Genomic DNA, 21,589 nt, shown 5'->3' with positions numbered 1-21,589 from the left:
ATTCAGGGTATGTACAACAAACTTAGGGTAAGTCCCCGACAATACGGAATGACTTTGTTGGAAATACTGGTTTCAGTTGTCTTGCTGGCCATTGGATTACTCGGAATTGCCAGTATGCTCATGATCGCAAACAAAGCCAATAACTCCAGTTATGCAAAACTTCAGGCAGTTCAATCGGTATACACTATTTTCGATAGAATCCGCACCAACGCTCAGGCAGCGATTAATGGCAACTATAATATAAGCAATATAGGAAGCAATGGCTTACCCACCTCTGTGCCTACGCCTTCGGTACTGTGCACTACGACAACATGTACACCAAGCCAAATGGCGACCTATGATACCTGGTATTGGCTTACAAAAGACGTTTCCAAGCTCCCAAACGGCAGCGGTTCGATAACTGCGGCGCCGTCAGGTAGTGCAGGAACTACTGTAATTACGGTTACAGTTCAGTGGGATGACAGCCAGGCACAAAATGAGTTAGGTGCAGCAAGTGCAGCATCCTCTAATCCTAATTTTGTCCGATTAAGCATACAGAGCCAACTATGAAAAAATACCCGGTATACCAACACGGTTTCTCTTTGGTTGAACTCATGGTTGCAAGCCTTGTTGGTCTGTTGCTCAGTTATGCGGTACTCGAAATTTATCTGGCACAAAGCCAACTGTATAAAACATCCAATTCTCAGGATTTGATTCAAAGCACAGAAAATGCCATAGCCAACCTGGTTGCTCCGGTCATTCGTGCTGCCGGATTTACAGGATGTGGTAATGTGACATCGGCTGTGTCTAATTTAAATCCCGGTGGCCCTGCTCCTTTAGGCACCATCAACGACAGTCCAACCATGCTCATCGGCTATAGCGGCAGTGCCGCAAGTTATACCATTACCCAAGAAAACCCACCCAACAGCAGTAATGCAAATAACTGGAATCCAGCGCTGGTTTCTTCTCTGGTTGGAACTGTCCAACCAGGAACAGATGTTCTAATCATTCTGGGCTCCGCTCCCAGTAGCGTTCCCTTAGGGGTGACAACAATAGATCCCGGAAGCAGTTCTCTGACCCTGCAAAGTGTCAGTGGCGCCAACTTATCCAGTGGTCAATTTGGGGCAGTTTCTGATTGTATTAAATCAGTTTTATTTCAAATTACCGGGGTAGCAGGAACAACACTTTCTCATGATGCAGGAACAGGAATTCTGCAAAACACAGCAGGCAGTTTTCCTGTAAATTTTCAGGCAGGTGCTCAATTCGTTCAAATCCAGCAAACCGCTTTTTTTGTAGGACAGGGTCAAGGAGGGCAAAGTGCGTTAATGCGTGCCATATTAAACGGAAACAGTTGGACTGTAGAACCCCTTGTGCCCGGCATTAACATAATGAAAGTTCAATACGGCATAGGCACCAATGGGGTGGTCAACCGATACGTGCCGGCAAATGCAGTGACGGATTGGACGCAGGTTTATTCGTTACGATTGGGGTTTTTGATTGAAGGAAAAACAGGCTCTGGCACCTCATCCACTAACCAATACACTGTTTTGGATACGGTCGTTACAGTACCTACTGATAACCGTCTTCGCCATGTATTTGAACTGACTGTACATTTGAGGAATGCCATATTATGAACACCTTATCCTCACTCAATCAATTAAAACAACAAGGATACATTCTCATTACAACATTAGTATTAATGAGTATGCTCACTGTTATGGCTTTAACTCAGTCATCACACAACACCACTCAGACCCGAGTGGCAACAAATGCAACCGATTTTGAAATCAGTTTTGAAAAAACGGAAGGGGCTTTAAATGAGGCCGTAAACAAAGTGTTAAACGGAACCTATACGACGCAAAATTTTCTTGCAAATACCAATGGACTTTATGTCTTTGATCCCGCTATAGCTCCAATCTGGCAAACAGTAAACTGGGGTAGTAGCAGTTCAGTAATCCACAGTTTTCAGGGCAGTTCAGGAACACAATCCAGTTATGTGATTGAACAACTGCCTTCTGTCGTACAGCCTGGACAAAATATGAAATCGCCTACTTACGTGTATCGAATTACTGCACGCTCGGTAGGAGCCAATGGAACATCCTCCGTACTCATCCAAAGTACGATTCAACTTCAACAATAGGGTTTACTATGAATAGGCTCATCAACAAACCAGGACACTACACAAAAATTAGCCTACTGTTGTGTATGATTACGTTTGTATGGACCACAAGCCTTGCCGCCCCCACATTAAGTATTCCTAATATCCCAGTAATCATGGCCAGTCCCATCCATGCTCAAGTATTTATCGCCATAGGCAATTCACAATCCATGGATGGCAATTTAAGCGGAGCCATTATGACCGGCTCAGGTTCACTGGCATCAAGTTTAAGCACTCTTGGCAATTCAAGTTCACCTTTGAAATACAGTGTACCTTCGGGATTTACTCCACCAATTCAGGCAGCCGATGCATCGGGGCAAGCACCTTATACCGTCAATCAAAGTGGCGTTCTGGTTGACAATAGCCCCAGCAGGTTAAACGTCGCCAAACAGGGGGTTGAAGCCATTCTTGAAAATTACCTCCCCACTACCGATTTTGCTTTGGGCGTTTACAGTACCAGCAGTGTGCAAGCTTATAATACCTGGGTTTATTATATGTCTCCAGGTACCAATAATTTCAGCTTTACTAATACCCAGGTCGCTGGAAACCGCTACGTTGTTAATCCTTGTTATAATTACGGTTCGGCTTCTTCAACAATAGCAAGTAACTGTACTTCTATAGCCAGTTTTTTTGGTACAACCCTGGTTTCTTCAAGCCAATACATGCAAATTGGCGCATCAAGTGATGATCCGGAAATTAGCGACGTACTTTACTCTTCTGGCTCACTGGCCGGGGTATTTCTTACCTATACGGGACCAACTCCTGCTAGCCCATTTCCACCCAATTTTTCGATTAGTAATTACAATTCGGGTAATATATTACTCTCATACTCCAAATCCCTACCCAACATAGGCAGTTTTGCTACTGGCCCAACGAATGCCGGATTTGTTCCTTTCTCAAAACAAGTCATTTATGCCCGACGTGGTTTTGGTTATTATGGAAACCAATCGGCAACTACAGGTAATGTTCTAGTCCCAATGACCTCAGCAGGCAGTGTGCCGACAACAACCAGTGTTGCTAATGCGCTCAATGCTTTTTTACCTTATTTAAAACCCGAAACCAACTCTGCATCAACAACTGAAATCAAAGCCTCTGCTGTACAATCACCAATAGCAGGATTACTGACCAGAGCCAATAGTTATCTGACAGCTTTAGGCACTACCAGTGGCAATGGCTGTCCACAACAAAAATTCGTTATATTAATTTCAGACGGTTTACCGACCCTGGATCTAAGCGGTAAGCGTTGGCCTCCATTAGGAAGCGCTGCAGCGGCTGGATATGGCGTATCAGCAACCTTTAACGCCGATGGCTCCCTAAACACCACCAATAACCAGGCATTGACTGACGCTATCAATACCATAAAAACATTAAAAAACAATGGCATAAAGACCTATGTCATCGGTTTGGGGGCTGGAGTTGACCCAACCATTAATTCACAAGCTGCCGCAACACTCACTGCCATGGCGGTTGCAGGAGGAACTGAAAATTATTTTCCAGCAACGAATCCTGATACTCTGGTTGATAGCCTCAATACCATAATGGTGGCCATACAAAACGGTACATTCACTACTTCAGCCGCTGCAGTCAGTTCTACTCATCTCAATAGTGAAACGACTGAATATCAAGCCAATTTTGTATCCAGTGATCTGCCCTACCTGGATTGGACAGGTAATTTATTTGCCATTCAACTGGATCCAAATACCGGTATTCCCTCTGCGACAGTAAACTGGTCAGCACAAACACAACTGGATAATTTGGCAGGGGGTTCTGGATGGTCTAACAGCCGTTTGATAGCCACCTGGGATCCTCTGGCTGCGGCGGGTATTCCCTTTCGCTGGGATAGCCTTTCTGCAGCCCAAAAAGCCCAACTGCAACCCAGCGATGTGCTGGGACAAAGTCGCCTGGAATACCTTCGTGGTAATACCACCTTAGAAAAAAGAAATGGCGGTACTTTTAGAAATCGTTCTCACCTGCTAGGTGATATTGTCGACAGCCAGGTAATCTATGTTGGGGCTCCCGATGCACCGTATCTGGATCCAGGTTATGTCAGCTTTGTAAAGGCTCAATTAAACCGCCAACCCGTCCTTTATGTAGGTGCTAATGATGGGATGTTGCATGCGTTTAATGCACTTAATGGCGAAGAACTCTTTGCCTTTATTCCCAATGCCGTATTCGAAAATCTTCACAAACTAACGGCTCCACTCTATAACCAAAGCCATCAATTCTTTGTTAATGGCTCACCACAAAACGGTGATGTACAATTCGCAGACGGGAGTTGGCATACCATCCTGGTTGGTGGTCAGAATGCGGGAGGTAACAGCATTTATGCACTGGATATTACCAATCCATTGGGTTTAACCTCAGAAACTAATTTAGCCAATTCCGTGCTCTGGGAGTTTAGTGACGCAGATATGGGCTTAAGTTACAGTAGACCACAAATCGGTCAAATAGGCAGTTCATCATCGACCTCACTTAATTTTGCTGTATTTTTCGGTAATGGCTACAATAGCCCAAGCAACTCATCCATAATGTACGCCATCCATCCTCAAACAGGCGCACTCATTAAAAAAATTGACCTGTGTGCCGCAGTATCAGGAGCTTGTGATCCAGCACTTCCTCAAGGTTTATCTTCAGTTGCACTGGCACAGAAAGACGGATTACAAGGACAACCCATTTCTACAGTGTATGCAGGAGATCTGCAAGGAAATCTGTGGGCAGTCAATGTCAGTGAAACCGATCCAGCTAACTGGAGTGTGCGCTTACTGTTCCAGGCACGTGATGCAAACGGTACAGCACAGCCTATTACAACGGCACCAATAGTCACGCTAAACCCTAATTATCCCAGAAAACCAGGATTATTCATTCTTTTTGGTACCGGGCAATTAATTACATCCAGCGATCTGCTCAACACACAAACGCAAACCGTGTATGGGGTCTGGGATAAGCCATTAACTACGATTACCTACGCACGAACTGACCTGCAAGAACAAACGCTAAGCCTTGTTGCCCCGGGTACTTCCGGTTTAGCGACGTCCATTCTGACAGTGACTGCGAATAAAATAAACTGGAACAATAAACTGGGTTGGTTTGCTGATTTGGCAATACCTGGTCAAAGAATAATAACCAATCCAGAATTGATCAATGGCACCTTTATCGCTACCTTAAACACCCCCCCATTAACGGCCTGCGGTGTTGGATTTTCATCTATGTTAATGGAACTCAATTATCTGAATGGCGGATCATTCCTGCGTGCCCAGATTGACATTAACGGCGATGGTGGCTTTGATATTCAGGATCAGTATAATGGCGCTTATGCTGTAGGGATCACATTATCAAACAGTTATGCGAACTCACCTACAGTATTAGGACCTAACCAAAATAATCAAATGATTATATTAATCACGCAATCAAATGGCGTACAGACGTCCATTATCAACCCTAATAATACCCCAAGAAAAATTGGATGGTGGCAAATTGAATAAGGGGATAAACATGAACATGAAACAGGGTCGTTTTAGGGAAGGCTTTACGTTAATTGAGCTGATGATTGCGCTGGTAATTATTGGCATTCTGGTTTCATTTGCCTACCCATCCTATCAGCAATTTATCCAAAAATCCCGAAGAGCCGATGCCTTGGCGATACTCACTCAAGATCAAATTATTTTTGAACGATGCTTTTCGCAAAATTTTTCTTATGCTACAGCCTGCGGTGCCTTACCCGCTTTTCCTCAAGTGACCCCAGAGGGTTTTTACACTGTTAACATTTCAAACCTTACAGCAACGACCTACACCCTAACAGCAACACCTCTGGGTAGTCAGGTGAATGATACTCAATGTGCCAGCATGAGCGTTAATCAAGCCAATGTCAAAACAGCCGTTGATGCAACGGCAACAGCACATCCCGAATGTTGGAATCCCTGATTAAGACGTTACCAAAATACCGAGATTAGAGGTTTTTTTAAATCCTGCTTTACATCAAGGCTCCTTATCCAGTACATTTGCTCGCTCATGGAAAGTCCAACTTAGAATTTAATGGAAATTTTTTGTTTTTTTATGGGCATACTTTATTGGTATACCTTCAATCATTGTTTACCTGCGCTAACCCTGATCATTTTTTTTATTGTTCCCCGCTACCCAATATTCCTTTTGTTTTGTGCGGGTATGCTGGTTGCCCTAACCCATTACTGGATGATTGCGCCAGTTGGAATGCCTGATGCTGAGGTCATTCCTAATGCAGTAATTCAAGGAAGAATTGCCTCAGTTCCTGTCAAAAGTGCAGATAAAACAAAATTTCATTTTAATATTGAACGCATCAACAGTCTTCCAGCCAAGGGGCTTATTCAATTAAGCTGGTATCACAAAGCGCCTGATTTACATGTTGGGCAGGTTTGGCAATTGGCGGTCAAATTAAAAAAACCACGCAACTACCGTAATCCCGGCAGCTCCAATTACGTGCAAACCTTGTCTGCACGACATATTGACTGGACGGGTTATATTCGCAATGGAAACAATGCATTAATTAAAGAACAGTCACCTGTAACCTGGTTGCAAATTCGTGAACGCTTGGGAAATGCTTTGACGCAAAAAGCACCAGACAAAAGAACGGCCGGAATTTTAGAGGCATTAACGTTAAACCTGACAACCCACGTAGGCCAGGAAGAATGGGAATTATTCAGACGCACAGGAACCACTCACCTATTCGGTATTTCAGGAGAACACATTGCCTTGGTATCGGGATTAGTTTTTTTTATTGTGCGTACTTTATGGTCGCTCAGTGTACGTTGTTGTTTGCTCGCACCAGCCCTATCTATTGCCGGGGTTGCCGGATTTGGGATGGCTTTGTTTTATTCTTTCCTGGCGGGTTTTGAACCACCGGTTCAAAGAGCATTGATCGGGTGTTTTTTTTATACTTTATATTGCCTGGGAATACACAGATATACCATCTGGCAGATATGGCGCTATGCGCTTTTTGGTGTTTTATGTCTTGAACCTCATGCGGTATTCATGCAAGGCTTTTACTTTTCTTTTCTGGCCGTCGCCTGTTTACTCCTTACGCAACAACGCTTTGGATTAAAAGGAATCAAAGGAAATCTTGCCTTGCAATTAAGTTGTCTCGTTGGTTTGATGCCCCTGACCTTGTATTGGTACTCCTATGGTTCTATTAACGGATTTATCGCTAATTTGTTTGCAATTCCACTGGTGGGATTTCTTATTGTTCCTTTGGCATTGATAATGCTTATAGTGAGTTCATCCAGTTGGTCTGGCCTGTTAATGTACCCTTTATCCTGGCTAGTTTCGCTCTTGTTTCATCTGCTCAGTTGGACGGAACAATTGGCTGGAATCAATATTATCTGGTCATTAAATTCAATAATATCCGTGCTGTCTCTAATGGCTGCTTTATTGATTTGGATCATACTCCCAATAAAACCCTTGAAATACCTGGCCATAATATGGATCTTGTATCCTTTTGTTCCTTACAAAGAAAGCATAAAACAAGGAGAAGCTTTAATTCGAATTCTGGATGTAGGTCAGGGATTAGCTGTAGCCATTCAAACTCAAAATCACATAGCGCTCTACGATACTGGCGATCAGTTTTTTCAAGGCAGTGACTTGGGGAAAATGGTTGTTCTTCCTTTCCTTAACGATGTTGGTATCAAAAACATTGACGCCATAGTCATCAGCCATCCAGACAGAGATCATCTTGGAGGACTGGATTCAATTGAACAAGAAATCAAAGTAGAGCAATTAATTGTCAATGATCCCCAATTTTATCACCGGGGTTTAAATTGCCATGATTATCCAGAATGGGAATGGGATAAAGTCCGTTTTCGTTTTTTTCCAATTCATGATGATTTTAATGACAAAAATAATAATTCGTGTATTTTACAAGTCAGTACCTCAACCAGCAGCATTTTATTTACCGGCGATATTGAAAAAACGGCGGAAGATTATCTGGTACGCACTTACGGTGAGGAACTGGCCTCAGATGTGTTAGTGGTTCCCCACCATGGCAGTAAAACATCGTCTTCTTATCGGTTTTTACTGGAAACAGCTCCGTTGTATGCCATTGCCTCGCTGGGATTTGCTAATCGCTTTCATTTTCCTCATAACAGAACCCTGGACAATATGAAGTCTTTGCATATTCCATTTTACAGAACAGATGAATGCGGTATGGTTCAAATAAAACTACCATCTCATGGAATACTCAAAAAACCCTCGTGTTATAGTGGAATAAAATAACATAAGAGCTGCAAATGATTCAAAAAAAGAGCAAAACTTGCTAAACTCTCCACCCTTCTTTATTTTTAATGAGCACCATGACCAAATCACGCAATTCCATTCTTTTTCTTGGACTTCTCTCCGCTTTTTCTTTGGTGACGTTTGATTTATACCAACCATCGATTCCTCACATTACCCGTTTATTTCAAACAACCCCCTACCTAAGCCAACTGACTTTAAGTATTTATCTGTTTGTTTTTGGCATCACGCATCTTTTTTGGGGACCACTAATTGATCATTTTGGACGACGGGCCATACTGCCCGGAAGTTTGTTGCTTGCTTTGCTTGGTAGTGTAGTCTGTATTTTTGCACCCAATATCACCACGTTGATATTAGGACGCACCATTCAAGGATTTGCTTTATGCTGCTCCAATTTAATTGCTTTTTCAACATCCAGAGACTTTGAAGATGAAGTGGAACGAGCAAAAATACTCTCCTATATTTCCATGATAGTATCCGCCTCCCCCATATGTGCTCCAGTTATTGGTTCTCTGGTTTTTTGCTATTTAGGATGGCAATTTAACTTTATCTTGATGGCCATAATAGCTCTGATTCTCTACATTCAATCACGGCGAATGCTGCTTGAATCACCCTTCTGGAGCCCGCCAAAAACAGCGTTTAAACCAGGCAAGATATTCAAAACCTACAAGACATTACTTGGTGATTCGTCTTTGTGGTCTTCTGCATTTATTATGATGTTCAGTTTTACGGCAGTGATGCTTACTGTGATTAATTCATCCTATCTGATCATTGATGTCCTTGATTTTTCGCCTTTAGCTTTTGGTATTATTTTTATATTCAACGGAGTTAATATCATCGTAGGAAATTATTTGGGCATTTGGCTCAGAACCTGTTTCAAGATGACCACAACGATTTTTATGGGGAATGGATTGATTATTCTCGGTGGAATGGCAATGTTACTGTGCACCGAATTGTACGGTTTCAGTCTGGAAGCCTTGTCTTTTGCGCTAATTTGTAATTTAGGGATCAGCGTCAGTGCTGCACCAACAATGTCCCTGGCACTCTCTGATTTTAAAGAAAATGCCGGTATGGCTACAGCGTTTATAAGCACCATTCGTCTTTTGGGCTCCTCCATTTTATCCATGATGGTCGCTTATTTCCTAACAAAAAATATTTATGCGTTACCCATAGGATTAATGTGTTGCGGTATATGTGGCTTTTATTCTTCATGGTTGTTTCTACAACATATAACACGTACTGAAAACACACCGATAGAGAAAATAAAAGCAAGCGCTTGATTAACGGGGTTTCATTCAGCCCACCCCTGATTATATGGTTGCCCGCTGGTGCGGGCATGACGAATTTTTTTTGGGGCATGTACAGAAAAGACTTTAGAAAAACTGTTTTATATTTGAACTGATTTATGGTACTCTAAGGCCTTATTTTCAAGCCTAAGCAACGCAATGACACCTGACCAATCTGTAAATCAAAGTAACGAATTCCCGCAAACGTTCGCTCAATTGCCTATAAGACAAGAATTACTCAAAAGTATTGCATCCTTAAATTATGAGGTCATGACCCCGGTACAAATGCAGACTCTGCCACTTATTCTCGATAATGTGGACGTCATAGCCCAGGCAAAAACTGGTAGTGGAAAAACAGCCGCTTTTGCATTGGCGCTTCTTAATCAGTTAAAAATTGAATTTTTTGGTGCCCAAGCACTTGTTCTTTGTCCTACCCGTGAGTTAGCAGATCAAGTAAGCCAGGCGATAAGAAGAATTGCCTGCATGATGCCTAATGTGAAAATCATCAATCTGTCAGGTGGTATTCCTATGAAACCGCAACTGGATTCATTAAGACACGGAGCGCATATTATCGTTGGGACACCAGGCCGAATTTTAAAACATTTAAATAAAGAATCACTGAATCTTGCCAAAGTAAAAACATTGGTTCTCGATGAAGCAGATCGAATGTTGGATATGGGCTTTCTGGATGACATGAAGACCATCATTTCTGCATGCCCAAAATCACGACAAACATTGCTATTCTCAGCGACTTATCCTGACGAAATTAAATCCCTATCGCAACAATTCATGCGTAATCCCCAAGAAGTGTTCATCGCAACGCCCAACACTGAGTTGCCTATAGAGCAACAATTTTATGAAGTGAACAAACAATCCAGTAAATTTCCCTTGCTAAAGGCCATGTTATTACACTATCAGCCAAGTTCGGCAATAATATTTTGTAATACCAAACAACAAACCGCCGATGTTACCGAACAATTGATAGAGGAAGGCTTTAGTGCCATAGCCTTGCATGGTGATATGGAACAAGTCGACCGTGATCTCGCCGTTCTCCGCTTTGCGAATCACAGCTGCTCCCTTCTGGTTGCAACTGATGTTGCCGCTCGTGGCCTTGATATAAAAGAACTGCCTGCGGTAATAAACTATGATTTGGCCTTTGATCACGATGTTCATATCCACCGCATAGGCCGGACAGGAAGAGCGGGTAATAAAGGATTGGCTTTAAGTATTACTACCCCCGCAGACGCCTCGCGGGTTTGTGCTATTGAAGATCAATTAAAGCAACCATTAACCTGGGGAAATACTACTGAATTATTAAACAGTAAAGGTCACATAATTATCCCTGAGATGATCACCCTATGTCTCGCTGCAGGAAAAAAAGACAAAATAAGACCAGGGGATATCCTGGGAGCACTCACTAAAGATGCCGGACTTGATGGCAGTAAAATAGGAAAAATTGATATTTCATTATTCAATTCTTATGTCGCCATCCATCACAGCCAGGCAGATCACGCACTCAAGGCATTAAAGAATGGTACGCTTATCAAAGGGCGTAAAATTATGGCGAGAAGCATGAAATAAATGAAGCACATCATCAGTGATCTGCCCAACCATTCATGCCAAAAAGTACTATAATTAAAACAGGATAAGTATTTAGGAGAATCATCATGACTACCCTGTTTTTGGCAACAGTGATTGGGTGGTACCTCGTTATTGTTAGCCTTTATTCATTGTTTTACTATCAGCAACTCAAATCCATTGCGGCTGAAATTATGGGACAAAAAGGATTGTTTTTTGTACTGGCTATAGTAACTTTGATTTTAGGTTTGCTTCTGGTTGCAAGCCATAATATTTGGGTTATGAGTTGGCCTGTACTCATTACAATCTTTAGCTGGATGGTCTTAATCAGCGGTTTAATTCGCATGTTCTGCCCTGATACGGCAGATAAAATGAGGCAATCCTTCATGGATGATCCTATAAAAATGCGCATTGCCTCTTTAGTATTTCTGATAGTAGGTCTGTTCTTATTAATGCAAGTCTATTACCCATTAATTTAAGATTAATGAAATGAAGCCGTGATGGAAGACGTCACGGCTTTGCTTTTGCCAGACCATAGCTATAATACGTCATCACCGTTAAAGACTATTGAAATTTAAATAAAAATTTCTGCATTTTGACTGACCAAATCATCCCAACTTAGAGAAATCCTCTCATTAAACACTGTACCATTTCCCAGAGCACCCTACTGCGTTCGAGAGGACGATCTTTTAAGACTGCAAAATGGATGACTAATTGCAAATTTAAGGTAATATAGCTCTATAGAACAATTGGCTTGCAACAAATCAAAGTAGCTCATCTTCAATTTTGCAAAAAAGCCAGTATACAAATATCTGCATTAGATTTTGGAAGTAAGGATGCACCTGACTCAGCATACGCTAAAAATACCGAAAATCTTTAGTCCGCATGTCTTTGTCGAATGGGGTATTAAACTTGCTTTTCTTCTCATTCTGCTTTTGGTTATTGTTCCCTTCTCTCCTAAAATGCCAGCACCTGGACTTGATGCCTCCTGGGCTTTAGGACTTAATCAGGCTGTTGCTCAGGGACTTTCATTCGGCAAAGAAATTATTTTTACCTTGGGACCTTATTCAGCCATATACACTAAATTTTATCATCCTTTAACTGATCTGATGATGATAGGAGGAAGCATCTATCTGGCATTGTCTTTCTGGCTTTGTATTGTTTTACTCATGCAAGGCGTCAAATGGCGATGGTGTTTTGCTTTTGCGGTACTTATTTTTGGGATGATTTATGCCAGAGACTCATTATTTTTTGCCTACCCATTAATCATGAGCTTGGTATGTTTTAAGAATATGGATCCTCATACCAACAGTTCTTATTCGATACAAAACAAATACCTTTTGCTCGGCATTTTGTTTGCGCCTCTTGGTTTATTGTCTTTAATTAAAGGTTCGTTGTTACTGTTAAGTAGTGCCGTTTGTCTTCTTTGTTCTTTATTTTTTGCCTTACACAAACAGAAAAAAATGGCGTTTATTTGTTTTATCTCACCACTGGCCTCGCTTGTTGTATTCTGGATTATCGCAGGGCAATCCATTATTCACATCCCCGCCTACATCTATAATTCAATGGTATTAGCCACGGGCTTTACTGAAGCTATGGCAGTTGATGGCGATAATAAAGAAATCGTTCTGTACTTGCTTTCTTCTGGTCTTATTGGATTGGCTATCATAAAACAAAAACATACAACTCATCTTATGCGATTTTTTTATTTCAGTATTTTTTTTCTTTTTCTTTTTCTTTCCTTTAAAGCGGGTTTTACCCGTCATTTTGGCCACTCATTTATTACCGGCACATCCATTCTGATTGCAGCATTGCTGCTTCCCTTTTTGTTTCATTCAAAATGGGTAGTAGTCGCCTTGATTACCTCCTTATATACAACCTGCTATATTGACGGCCAGCATACCAAAATTTCATTGCTTAATAATTTTATCTCAACCTACACCGCCTCATGGTACGGACTAAAAAACCGGATTCAGGATCCCAATTGGGTTAAAGAAAATTATCGTGTCACCATGAGCTATCTGCGCAATCAATCCTCACTTCCTGAACTAAAAGGCACAGCAGACATTTATTCTTATGATCAAAGTTACTTATTTGCATCAGATGCAATCTGGTCTCCACGCCCAATATTTCAAAGTTATTCGGTATTCACTCCAGCACTGGCCGAAAAAAACAAACAACATATTTCAATTCAGCATGGCCCTGACGTCATAGTGTTTCGTTTACAACCCATAGACGATCGCTTTCCTTCTTTAGAAGATGGAGTCAGTTGGCTGGAGTTCTTGAATAATTATCATCCTGTTCAACTGGTCGACCATTTTTTACTTTTAAAAAAGAATGAGCATCCCCTAATCGATAATACACCAGAAACGATAACCACTGAACGGCATTATTTGGGAGAAATTATCCAGTTACCCCAATCAAAGCATCCTGTATTTACTAAGCTAATCATAAAACCAACCCTTTGGGGAAAAATTGCGACAATCTTATTTAAACCTGCTCCTCTTGAGATTAGTGTTGTATTACATAATGGCAATAAAAGGCAATTTCGCATGATTGCCAATATGGCACAATCAGGTTTTTTAATTTCGCCATTAATCGAAGAAACCGCCGAGTTTGGTTTATTATTCAGTAACAATCCTTTTTTAGAGAATAAAAAAGTTAAATCCATCACGCTAACAACAAGCAAAAAGAACGCAAAGCACTGGCAAAGCGAATTCACCATCAGTTTTAAAAACATTACCAACCAAACCCATCATCAGATATAAAAATGTAACTTATAGAGCTTTGCCTTTTCACTATGCGCTGCGTGGGGGGAGAGTGATGAATGGGGGGATTTAATGGTATTGCGAAGCGACCTTATTATTAAAAAAAACCTGAAAAAAATTAAGTACTAAGGGAGTTATAAAAACATGAATTATTTATTAATAATTGGCTTTTATGTTTCAAATAAGTAAAGAAAGATCTGCGAAAGAAAAAAATGAACTAAAATTAGGCTCTTTTTTCACTGACTAAGTTCTGTGTAATACTGATGGCAAAGAATACCAAAAAGAAATACAAACTCTCTGAAAAAATGCAACGTTTGAAAAAACACATTCTTAATCTGCTCTCAGAAAAAAAAACCTTTATGGAAAAAGTGCACGAACGCAGCAAATTTATCGCTTTAATCACATTAGGTATTAATAACGCATTCAATATAATTGTCGCCCTTTTTCGCTCGTTTAAAACAATACCTATCATAGGGGGGATTTTCCAAACTATTGCTGCAATTCCTATGGTCATTAGCCTCATTTCTGACCCAACAATTACCCTCAAACAAAAAGCGCTAGGTGGGATATTGTGTCTCACTATAGGCGCTGTCGCACTTGCTGCATTTTTTCTTTTAAATGTGGCTGTTATGATATTTGCTATTATTGGTTCGTCTCTCTTTACCCTGTTTTTGGGATACGAATCTATTTCCCTATTAATGGATAAAATTGATAGTTCTAAAAACTATCATGAACAAAAAGAATTGAGATCATTGATAGAAAGCAGAAATTACCCTGATGGTGACGAATACAATGAACAGCTTGAAATTCGTGCTGTACAACTCAATTATATTCTTGCGAGAAAAAGCCTAAAAAAAGAAAGAAAAACCCTCCTTAAAGAAGAATTAGAGTTCATTAACGCCATTTTAGAACAGAAGAAAATCATCATTGGCGCCAATACTGCCAACAAAGCAGCCAAACTCGCAAAACTATATAAATCTCACCAACTTCAATTAGAACAATTAACGAAAATACTTGCCGAAAAATTACCGCTAGTTACTGAAGAAATAAATGACGATGATGAGTTACTCCAGGAAATCCACGCCATTCAAATGGCCATTTTGTCTACTAGAAAAGACATAGCCAATATAATAAAACCACTTGCTGAATATGATTTTGAGTATACCTTAGCCAAAGGTAAATTAGGATTATCCCTCTCTTCATTAACAATCAACACCATAACCACAATCATTTCTATCCTGATCTTGCTAATTGGAATGGGTGTCATAACAGCTCAACCAGTGTTATTTCCTATCCTGATAGCTATCGATACAACCTTTGCGGTTTTAGGCTTAATGCGATGGATAGCTGAAAAAGTAACTCTGCACGAAGAACAAAGCCATCAAAGAAAAAATGAAGAACGCCAAAAAGAGGGCATCCTGATTGAGGCACTTTGTGCCTATGAGTACGCTCTTGAAAAAAATAATGCGGCTGCACCAGAAAATTCAAACCCTACTGTGCCTGATTACGTAATAGCCAATACCGCAAAAGCGGATTCCGTTAAGCACAATAAATCACTTAAGTTCTTCGACAAACAAGAAGAAAAGCCTGCATGTCAAGCCGCAGACCTTTTTGTAGTCTTTGACGAAAACGACATTCTGGCAAACATGCCATAAAAATTTTTGACACGATGATTACATTCTTTGCACCATAAATTGCGGAACTGGGGTAACTATACCGGCATGATCAAATTGGTTCTTGATGCGCTCCTGTAAGTAATTCCGTGTTGCGGATATATCGGCAGTTCTTACCCAAACCATGAACTTGAGATCAAGTGCTGAATTGGTAAAATTATTAATACTGACGACGGGTTCGGGATCTTTTAAAACCTGTTCACAATTAAAGGCTATCTCCAACAACATCGATTTTACCTGACTAATATCACTCTCATAAGCAATGGCGACAACAATATCAAGACGTCTGGTCGAAAAGTAACTCAGATTGGTAATTTCAGATTTTATCATGGCCTCATTAGGGATTCTGACCAGCTTGTTATCTGATGTTTTAAGTTTGGTCGAGAGTAAATCGATAGAATCCACGACACCGCTGATTCCTTTAACTTCTATTGAATCGCCCACTTTAAACGGTTGTTCGAATAATAAAAATATGCCGCTTATCAAGTTCGACGCCGCTGTTTGCGAAGCAAAACTGATTGCCACAGTAAAAACCCCTGCAGCCCCCAATAAAACGCTCAACTTAAACCCAACTTGCTGTAGACTGGTCACTGCAAAAACAGTAAACACACCATAGTAGATAAACCTTCTGATCAACATGGTTTGATGACGAGAGAACCGTTTACTCAATGCCCGTTCAACCAATAAACCCAGTTGTTTTGCAAAAAAGTAGCCCACAACAAATAAACACAATGCACAAAGTATGTTGACTAATTTGTCTGGATTAACAAAATAACTTAAAAAACTACTCCACTTTAATTGTTCCATGAAACATCGACCTCATCTCATTTGTTGATTATAATCAAAAGCAATTTTTACAACAAAACGCTCTTGCAAAATTCTATCAGATTTATTTGTTCCAGCATAAAAGGATGAAATGAATACAATACCCCTCCAGAAGAGATGTGAATGGGTCGGACTTAATAAACCGCATTACGAACACTATCACGATACCGAATGGGGGGTTCCCGTTCATGATGACCAAAAACATTTTGAAATGTTACTTCTTGAAGGCGCTCAAGCGGGCCTGAACTGGGAAACCATCTTAAAAAGACGGGATGGTTACAGAGAAGCCTTTAAACAATTTAATCCCGAACTGGTTGCCTGTATGTCTGACGAAGAATTAAACATTCAATTAACTAATCCTCAAATTATTCGCAACCGCCTCAAGATACAGTCAACTCGCAAAAATGCCCGTGTCTTTTTAACAATTCAACATGAATTTGGTTCATTTGATGCTTATGTATGGCGTTTTGTTGCGGGTAAGCCTCAAATAAACCGCCCCAAAAGCCTAAAAGACATCCCGGCTAATACTGCCGAATCCGATGCTCTGTCCAAAGATCTAAAAAAAAGAGGAATGAGTTTTGTTGGCTCAACGATTATGTATGCTTACATGCAGGCTGTCGGTTTGGTAAACGATCATACTGTTGATTGTTTTCGTGCCCAGGATGTTATAGGTTAAAGTAGGTTTAGTCACTACAGAATAAAAAGCGATTATGAGAATCATTTATGCATAACTTGATGTTAATTTTTTTAGCGTTCCTGCTCGTTCTGCTCAATGCATTCTTTGTTGCTGCAGAATTTGGTATGGTTAAACTCAGAGCAACTAAAATTCAGACCATAAAAATTCATTATGGATTGCGTGGGCGCATCCTGGCGCAAATTCATCAGCAATTAGACGCTTATCTATCTGCCTGCCAGTTAGGAATTACTCTTGCCTCTCTAGGATTAGGCTGGATAGGTGAACCCGCCTTCGCTCACTTATTGGAACCGGTATTCGTCTATGCAGGCATCACCTCATTGCAAATCATCACCTTCAGTTCATTCCTGGTTGCCTTTACCCTTATCTCTTTTCTACACATAGTAGTTGGTGAATTAATGCCTAAATCTCTGGCCATCAGACAATCAGTCATTATTTCTCTCTGGACTGCAATCCCACTTTACGCTTTTTACTGGATTATGTATCCAGTAATTTGGACCTTAAACAGCTGTTCTAATTTTTTTCTTTCACTTCTGGGATTAGACAATTCGAGTCATCATGAAGGAATATACTCCAGTGATGAACTCAAACTAATCTTGAGCGGTAGCCATCTGCATGGTGATTTGGATAAAGACGAGCGGGAAATACTCGAACATACTCTGGATTTAGCCGAGCTTAATGTGACTGAAGTCATGCGCCCTGTCGATGAAATGATGACATTAAATCACGATGAACCTTTTGCAATAATTGCGCAAAAAATTCTAAAAAACCGATTCAGCCGTTACCCGGTATTCGATAAAACACAAAAAGATATGGTTGGCGTCATTCACGTAAAAGACGTGTTCGCTGATTTATTAATGCAAAAAGAAATAAACACCATAACACCGTATATAAGACCCATCCTAAAAGTATCCCACAAACTACCAGCAATGGATTTATTACGTAAATTTAAAGCAGGAATGCCCCATTTTGCTCTGGTTTACAAGAATAAAACAACCTTACTTGGATTTGTTACTTTGGATAACCTGTTGCATGTCATGATAGGCCGGATTAAAGATGAGTTTCATAAAACACACGATGATTGGATAAAAAATTCGGACGGTACAATTACAACTAAAGGAGATTGCTCGCTCTATTCCTTGGAAAGAGCCTTGGACTGCGACATCACGTTGACTCCTGAAGAGGAAGAGCTGAATACTTTATACGGTCTTATCATTACTCGTCACGGAAAACTGCCCAAAGAAGGCGAAGTCATTCAGTTTAATGAGTTTTCAGCCTGGGTTGAAAAAGTTCAGGATTCATCCATAGTACAAATTAAAATAGTACCTATAGCACAAAAAACATCCACAGATATCCTGCCAAAAATGACATGATGCCTTTATTGTGCCTTATTTTTTAAAAAATGCACGATTTCACTATTCATGTCTATTGCATTGGAGGAATGTCTTATCGTATTGCAAGTAACGATTGTACGAACACCGGCAGCTGATAACTTTGCAAACGCATCCTGGACAAAAAGAGCATGCACACCAATGCATACGGGCGCTGGAAGTTTCAAACGCTGCAAAATCCCCACCGCCTCAATCATGGTCTTGCCCGTGGAGATGATGTCATCAATTAACACAGGTGTTTTATCGAGATAACGATCGAGTTTTGGAATAGAGATTTCAACAGCATGATCTCCCTTTCTGTGTTTTTCTAAAACGACAAAAGGGGCCCCTGCTTCATCAGCAATATGGTGTACCCATTGTCTGCTCTCTTCATCAGGTCCAATAAGTAATGGTTTTTTGATGTTATTTTTTATCCAGCGTGCAATTGGTAGAGCCGCATGCAGTACTTGGGTAGGAATCTGATACAGCTCATTTAAAGAATGCCAACGATGTAAATGAGGATCTACAGTAATCAAGCCATCAAAGTAATGTGAGATGAGTCTGGCAAAATATTGTGATGTAATTCCCTGACCTGATTCAAATACTTTATCCTGACGCATATAAGCAAGATAAGGCGCAATCAAAACTACCTTACTGGCTCCTAAGGATCTCGCCGTTTCGGCTGCAAATATTAATGGCGCTATTTTAGGATTTGGTGTATCCAAACTGGCAATTAAGAATACAGAACGACTCATAACCTCGGATTCGATTTTAATTACTGTTTCCCCGTCTGGAAACTGATGCGCAGAAAGTGTGCCCAATTCATAACCACAAACTGTGTGAATGTCACAAGCAAGCGCATCAAAATCAAATAAGGGAAACACCAGTGGTTTTTTATCCATTAACTAACCTCAATCTGGAAGATATCATGTTCCTGGTGCAAAAAATCAAGCGCATAATTTAATTGCCCTTTGGTCTGGGCATGCACTTTGAATAAAGGCTGGGATTTAGCAACCACGCTATGCAAGGGAACAAACAATTCAACGCCTGCGGCTTTTTCTTCAGGAGCTCCAGCCAATTTCGCAACACGAGCTATATGGCGGTTATCTATATTAATAATAGTACCGGATACAGTCGATTCTATGGTATGAGAAAATGGCGCTTTGGGAATGCTCCTAAAACCACCCTGTGCTTCACAAATTGCTTGAAACTTGGCCAAAGCCTTACCGCTGTCAAGCAATTCGGTAGCCAGGCTTAAACCCTGGCCTGGCTCTATGCCCCGATCAAACTCAAGGACTTGGCCAGCAAGAACCAAGGCGTGATCCCTTAAGCTTTGCGGCGCATTAGCATCCCTTTGAAGCACAGACAGTACATCAAAGGCCTCCAATGCTGGGCCTATACCTCGTCCTATGGGCTGAGCACCATCAGAAAATACAATTTTAATGTGCAAGCCAAACGCATGAGCTACTGTTTCCAGAAAATTTTTAAGGCGTTTTGCTCGTTCTATAGACCGGACTTTAGCGGTTGTTCCAATGGGCATATCAATAACAATATGAGTTGAACCAGCAGCAATTTTTTTGGACAAAATTGAGGCAACCATCTGTCCTTCGCTGTCTATATTAGCCGTTCTTTCAATTCGGATTAACAGATCATCAGCAGGACTCAAAGCCATGCAACCACCCCAGACCAAACATCCATTTTCCTTTTCCACCACTCTCCGCATTGTGGCTAAATCGAGATCAACACGAGTAAACACTTCCATGGTATCGGCTGTACCGGCAGGAGATGTGATGGCTCGTGATGATGTTTTTGGGATCATCAAACCGTATGCGGCAACAATAGAAACGACTATGGGCGTCGTTCGATTTCCGGGAAGCCCACCCACACAATGTTTATCAACAATAATCGATGCAGGCCACGTGACCCTTTGCCCTGTATCAATCATCGCTTGAGTTAAATCTATCACTTCTTTTAGAGACATTCGATCAGCTGAACTTGCAGCGATAAACATGGCAATATTGATATCGGATAATTGTCCCGAAATAAGATCTTCAATAATTTGTCGGGTTTCATTCGCTTTCAATTCATGGCCATAGATTTTAGAACGGATATAACTCAATGAATCAAGTGGCTTGGGATGATTAACCGTAATCGTATCACCAGGTTGTGCGGACAGTAATTCCCAGGCGTAACGTGACAGACTTGCTTCATTATGCCGCAATAATTTGGTCGCAATAGTATTTACAGTGGCAATAATGGAACGATCCTTCAAGCTCACTCTGACTCGAGACTGAGAATTAAATCCTTCCGATTTACATATATGACAATCTTCTCTCATGTAAATAATAGGGTCTTTAAATGTATCAATACCCAAATATTTCAAGGTCAAAGTAGGATATGCATCGCTCATCATAAGCTCGACTAAAGTGAATTAACAGGAATATCCGTATTCAGTTATTTCTCAGGAAATAACTCAACTTATAATAACAACAGTATGGCACAGTCCGTCCCGTAAAAAAAATACCATACGGTTGCAATATACTGATAATTGGCTACAGTAAAGAGTAGCATTTTATTATTTAACGGAGTAAACAATGAACAAAATACTGCCATCCATGCTCGCCATTTTTGTCTCAGGCCTTCTTATCACCACAGCTCACGCTGATGATGCCGGAGCAAAACAGTTAACAGGAACTCCCAGCGAACAAATTCAACAACTCAATTCACAACTACAAGCCCAGTTAATCCAAATTCAAAGCACACAAAAACAACAAATAGATGCCCTAAACGCCCAATTACAAAATCAGATAAAACAAATGCAAACGCAATTGCAGCAACAAATCCAGACAGTAAACTCCCAAACTCAGGATCAAATGCAAAAAATACAATCAACACTGCAAGATCAAATCAAGCAAGTCCAACAACAATTAATCCAAAGTAAAAATCAGTAATGTCTTTGTCCACTATATGGCACTGATTCTGTTCGTTGCATCACAGAAT

At 40.7% G+C, this 21,589-nt stretch carries 17 protein-coding genes; 14 read left to right on the top strand and 3 right to left on the bottom strand.

The genetic code is table 11. The features are described from left to right. Nucleotides 1–9: 9 nt before the first annotated feature. The 11 genes from pilV to Lwor_RS11965 all read left to right on the top strand — a co-directional run bounded on the left by pilV (nt 10) and on the right by Lwor_RS11965 (nt 15,682). A complete protein-coding gene (gene pilV, locus Lwor_RS12015; protein ID WP_058494129.1) occupies nt 10–549 on the top strand; it encodes a type IV pilus modification protein PilV in 540 nt (179 codons plus the stop codon). Next, a complete protein-coding gene (locus Lwor_RS12010; protein ID WP_058494128.1) occupies nt 546–1,613 on the top strand; it encodes a PilW family protein in 1,068 nt (355 codons plus the stop codon). Before pilV ends, Lwor_RS12010 begins: the two co-directional genes overlap by 4 nt. Beyond that, nucleotides 1,610–2,119 carry a pilus assembly PilX family protein gene (locus Lwor_RS12005; protein WP_058494127.1) on the top strand — a complete coding sequence of 170 codons (510 nt, stop codon included), beginning with the start codon at nt 1,610–1,612 and terminating at the stop codon, nt 2,117–2,119. The genes Lwor_RS12010 and Lwor_RS12005 overlap by 4 nt, the downstream gene beginning before the upstream one ends. A 65-nt stretch (nt 2,120–2,184) precedes the next feature. Next, the gene (locus tag Lwor_RS12000) at nt 2,185–5,619 is read left to right on the top strand and encodes a pilus assembly protein (RefSeq protein ID WP_338011237.1); all 3,435 of its coding nucleotides are present in this window, start codon (nt 2,185–2,187) and stop codon (nt 5,617–5,619) included. 16 nt (nt 5,620–5,635) lie between these two features. Beyond that, nucleotides 5,636–6,058: a type IV pilin protein gene (locus Lwor_RS11995; protein WP_058494354.1), complete on the top strand. Its 423-nt coding sequence runs from the start codon at nt 5,636–5,638 to the stop codon at nt 6,056–6,058. A gap of 111 nt (nt 6,059–6,169) precedes the next feature. After that, a complete protein-coding gene (locus Lwor_RS11990) occupies nt 6,170–8,377 on the top strand; it encodes a DNA internalization-related competence protein ComEC/Rec2 (protein ID WP_058494125.1) in 2,208 nt (735 codons plus the stop codon). Between the two features lie 77 nt (nt 8,378–8,454). Then, on the top strand, nt 8,455–9,675 hold the full coding sequence (locus Lwor_RS11985; RefSeq protein WP_058494124.1) for an MFS transporter: 1,221 nt from the start codon (nt 8,455–8,457) through the stop codon (nt 9,673–9,675). Nucleotides 9,676–9,840: 165 nt separating this feature from the next. After that, nucleotides 9,841–11,262, top strand: a complete 1,422-nt coding sequence (gene dbpA, locus Lwor_RS11980; RefSeq protein WP_058494123.1) for an ATP-dependent RNA helicase DbpA — start codon at nt 9,841–9,843, stop codon at nt 11,260–11,262. A gap of 86 nt (nt 11,263–11,348) precedes the next feature. After that, nucleotides 11,349–11,738 (top strand): hypothetical protein, encoded by a 390-nt coding sequence (locus Lwor_RS11975; protein ID WP_058494122.1) that lies wholly within the window; start codon nt 11,349–11,351, stop codon nt 11,736–11,738. A gap of 357 nt (nt 11,739–12,095) precedes the next feature. Beyond that, on the top strand, nt 12,096–14,027 hold the full coding sequence (locus tag Lwor_RS11970) for a hypothetical protein (RefSeq protein ID WP_058494121.1): 1,932 nt from the start codon (nt 12,096–12,098) through the stop codon (nt 14,025–14,027). A gap of 263 nt (nt 14,028–14,290) precedes the next feature. Next, a complete protein-coding gene (locus tag Lwor_RS11965) occupies nt 14,291–15,682 on the top strand; it encodes a T4SS effector SidA family protein (RefSeq protein ID WP_058494120.1) in 1,392 nt (463 codons plus the stop codon). An 18-nt stretch (nt 15,683–15,700) separates the two neighbouring features. Here the strand turns inward: Lwor_RS11965 and Lwor_RS11960 are convergent, their stop codons facing one another. Next, nucleotides 15,701–16,507 carry a mechanosensitive ion channel family protein gene (locus Lwor_RS11960; RefSeq protein ID WP_058494119.1) on the bottom strand — a complete coding sequence of 269 codons (807 nt, stop codon included), beginning with the start codon at nt 16,505–16,507 and terminating at the stop codon, nt 15,701–15,703. Between the two features lie 109 nt (nt 16,508–16,616). Here Lwor_RS11960 and Lwor_RS11955 point away from each other — a divergent pair, with 109 nt between their 5' ends. Together Lwor_RS11955 and Lwor_RS11950 are read left to right on the top strand one after the other, a co-directional pair. Beyond that, nucleotides 16,617–17,201, top strand: coding sequence for a DNA-3-methyladenine glycosylase I (locus Lwor_RS11955; protein WP_058494118.1), 585 nt, complete (start codon nt 16,617–16,619; stop codon nt 17,199–17,201). Nucleotides 17,202–17,248: 47 nt separating this feature from the next. Beyond that, nucleotides 17,249–18,592 carry a hemolysin family protein gene (locus Lwor_RS11950; RefSeq protein ID WP_058494117.1) on the top strand — a complete coding sequence of 448 codons (1,344 nt, stop codon included), beginning with the start codon at nt 17,249–17,251 and terminating at the stop codon, nt 18,590–18,592. Between the two features lie 5 nt (nt 18,593–18,597). Here the strand turns inward: Lwor_RS11950 and Lwor_RS11945 are convergent, their stop codons facing one another. Then, on the bottom strand, nt 18,598–19,491 hold the full coding sequence (locus Lwor_RS11945) for a ribose-phosphate pyrophosphokinase (protein ID WP_058494116.1): 894 nt from the start codon (nt 19,489–19,491) through the stop codon (nt 18,598–18,600). Then, the gene (locus Lwor_RS11940; RefSeq protein WP_058494115.1) at nt 19,491–20,999 is read right to left on the bottom strand and encodes a thymidine phosphorylase family protein; all 1,509 of its coding nucleotides are present in this window, start codon (nt 20,997–20,999) and stop codon (nt 19,491–19,493) included. The genes Lwor_RS11945 and Lwor_RS11940 overlap by 1 nt, the downstream gene beginning before the upstream one ends. 184 nt (nt 21,000–21,183) lie before the next feature. On the opposite strand from Lwor_RS11940, the gene Lwor_RS11935 reads away from it, so the two are divergent. Beyond that, nucleotides 21,184–21,540 (top strand): hypothetical protein, encoded by a 357-nt coding sequence (locus tag Lwor_RS11935; protein ID WP_058494114.1) that lies wholly within the window; start codon nt 21,184–21,186, stop codon nt 21,538–21,540. Nucleotides 21,541–21,589 lie beyond the last annotated feature (49 nt).

Source organism: Legionella worsleiensis (assembly GCF_001467535.1).
Lineage (GTDB): Bacteria > Pseudomonadota > Gammaproteobacteria > Legionellales > Legionellaceae > Legionella > Legionella worsleiensis.
The sequence above is the reverse complement of the archived record's forward strand: the minus strand, read 5'-3'. Positions and strand labels throughout refer to the sequence as shown.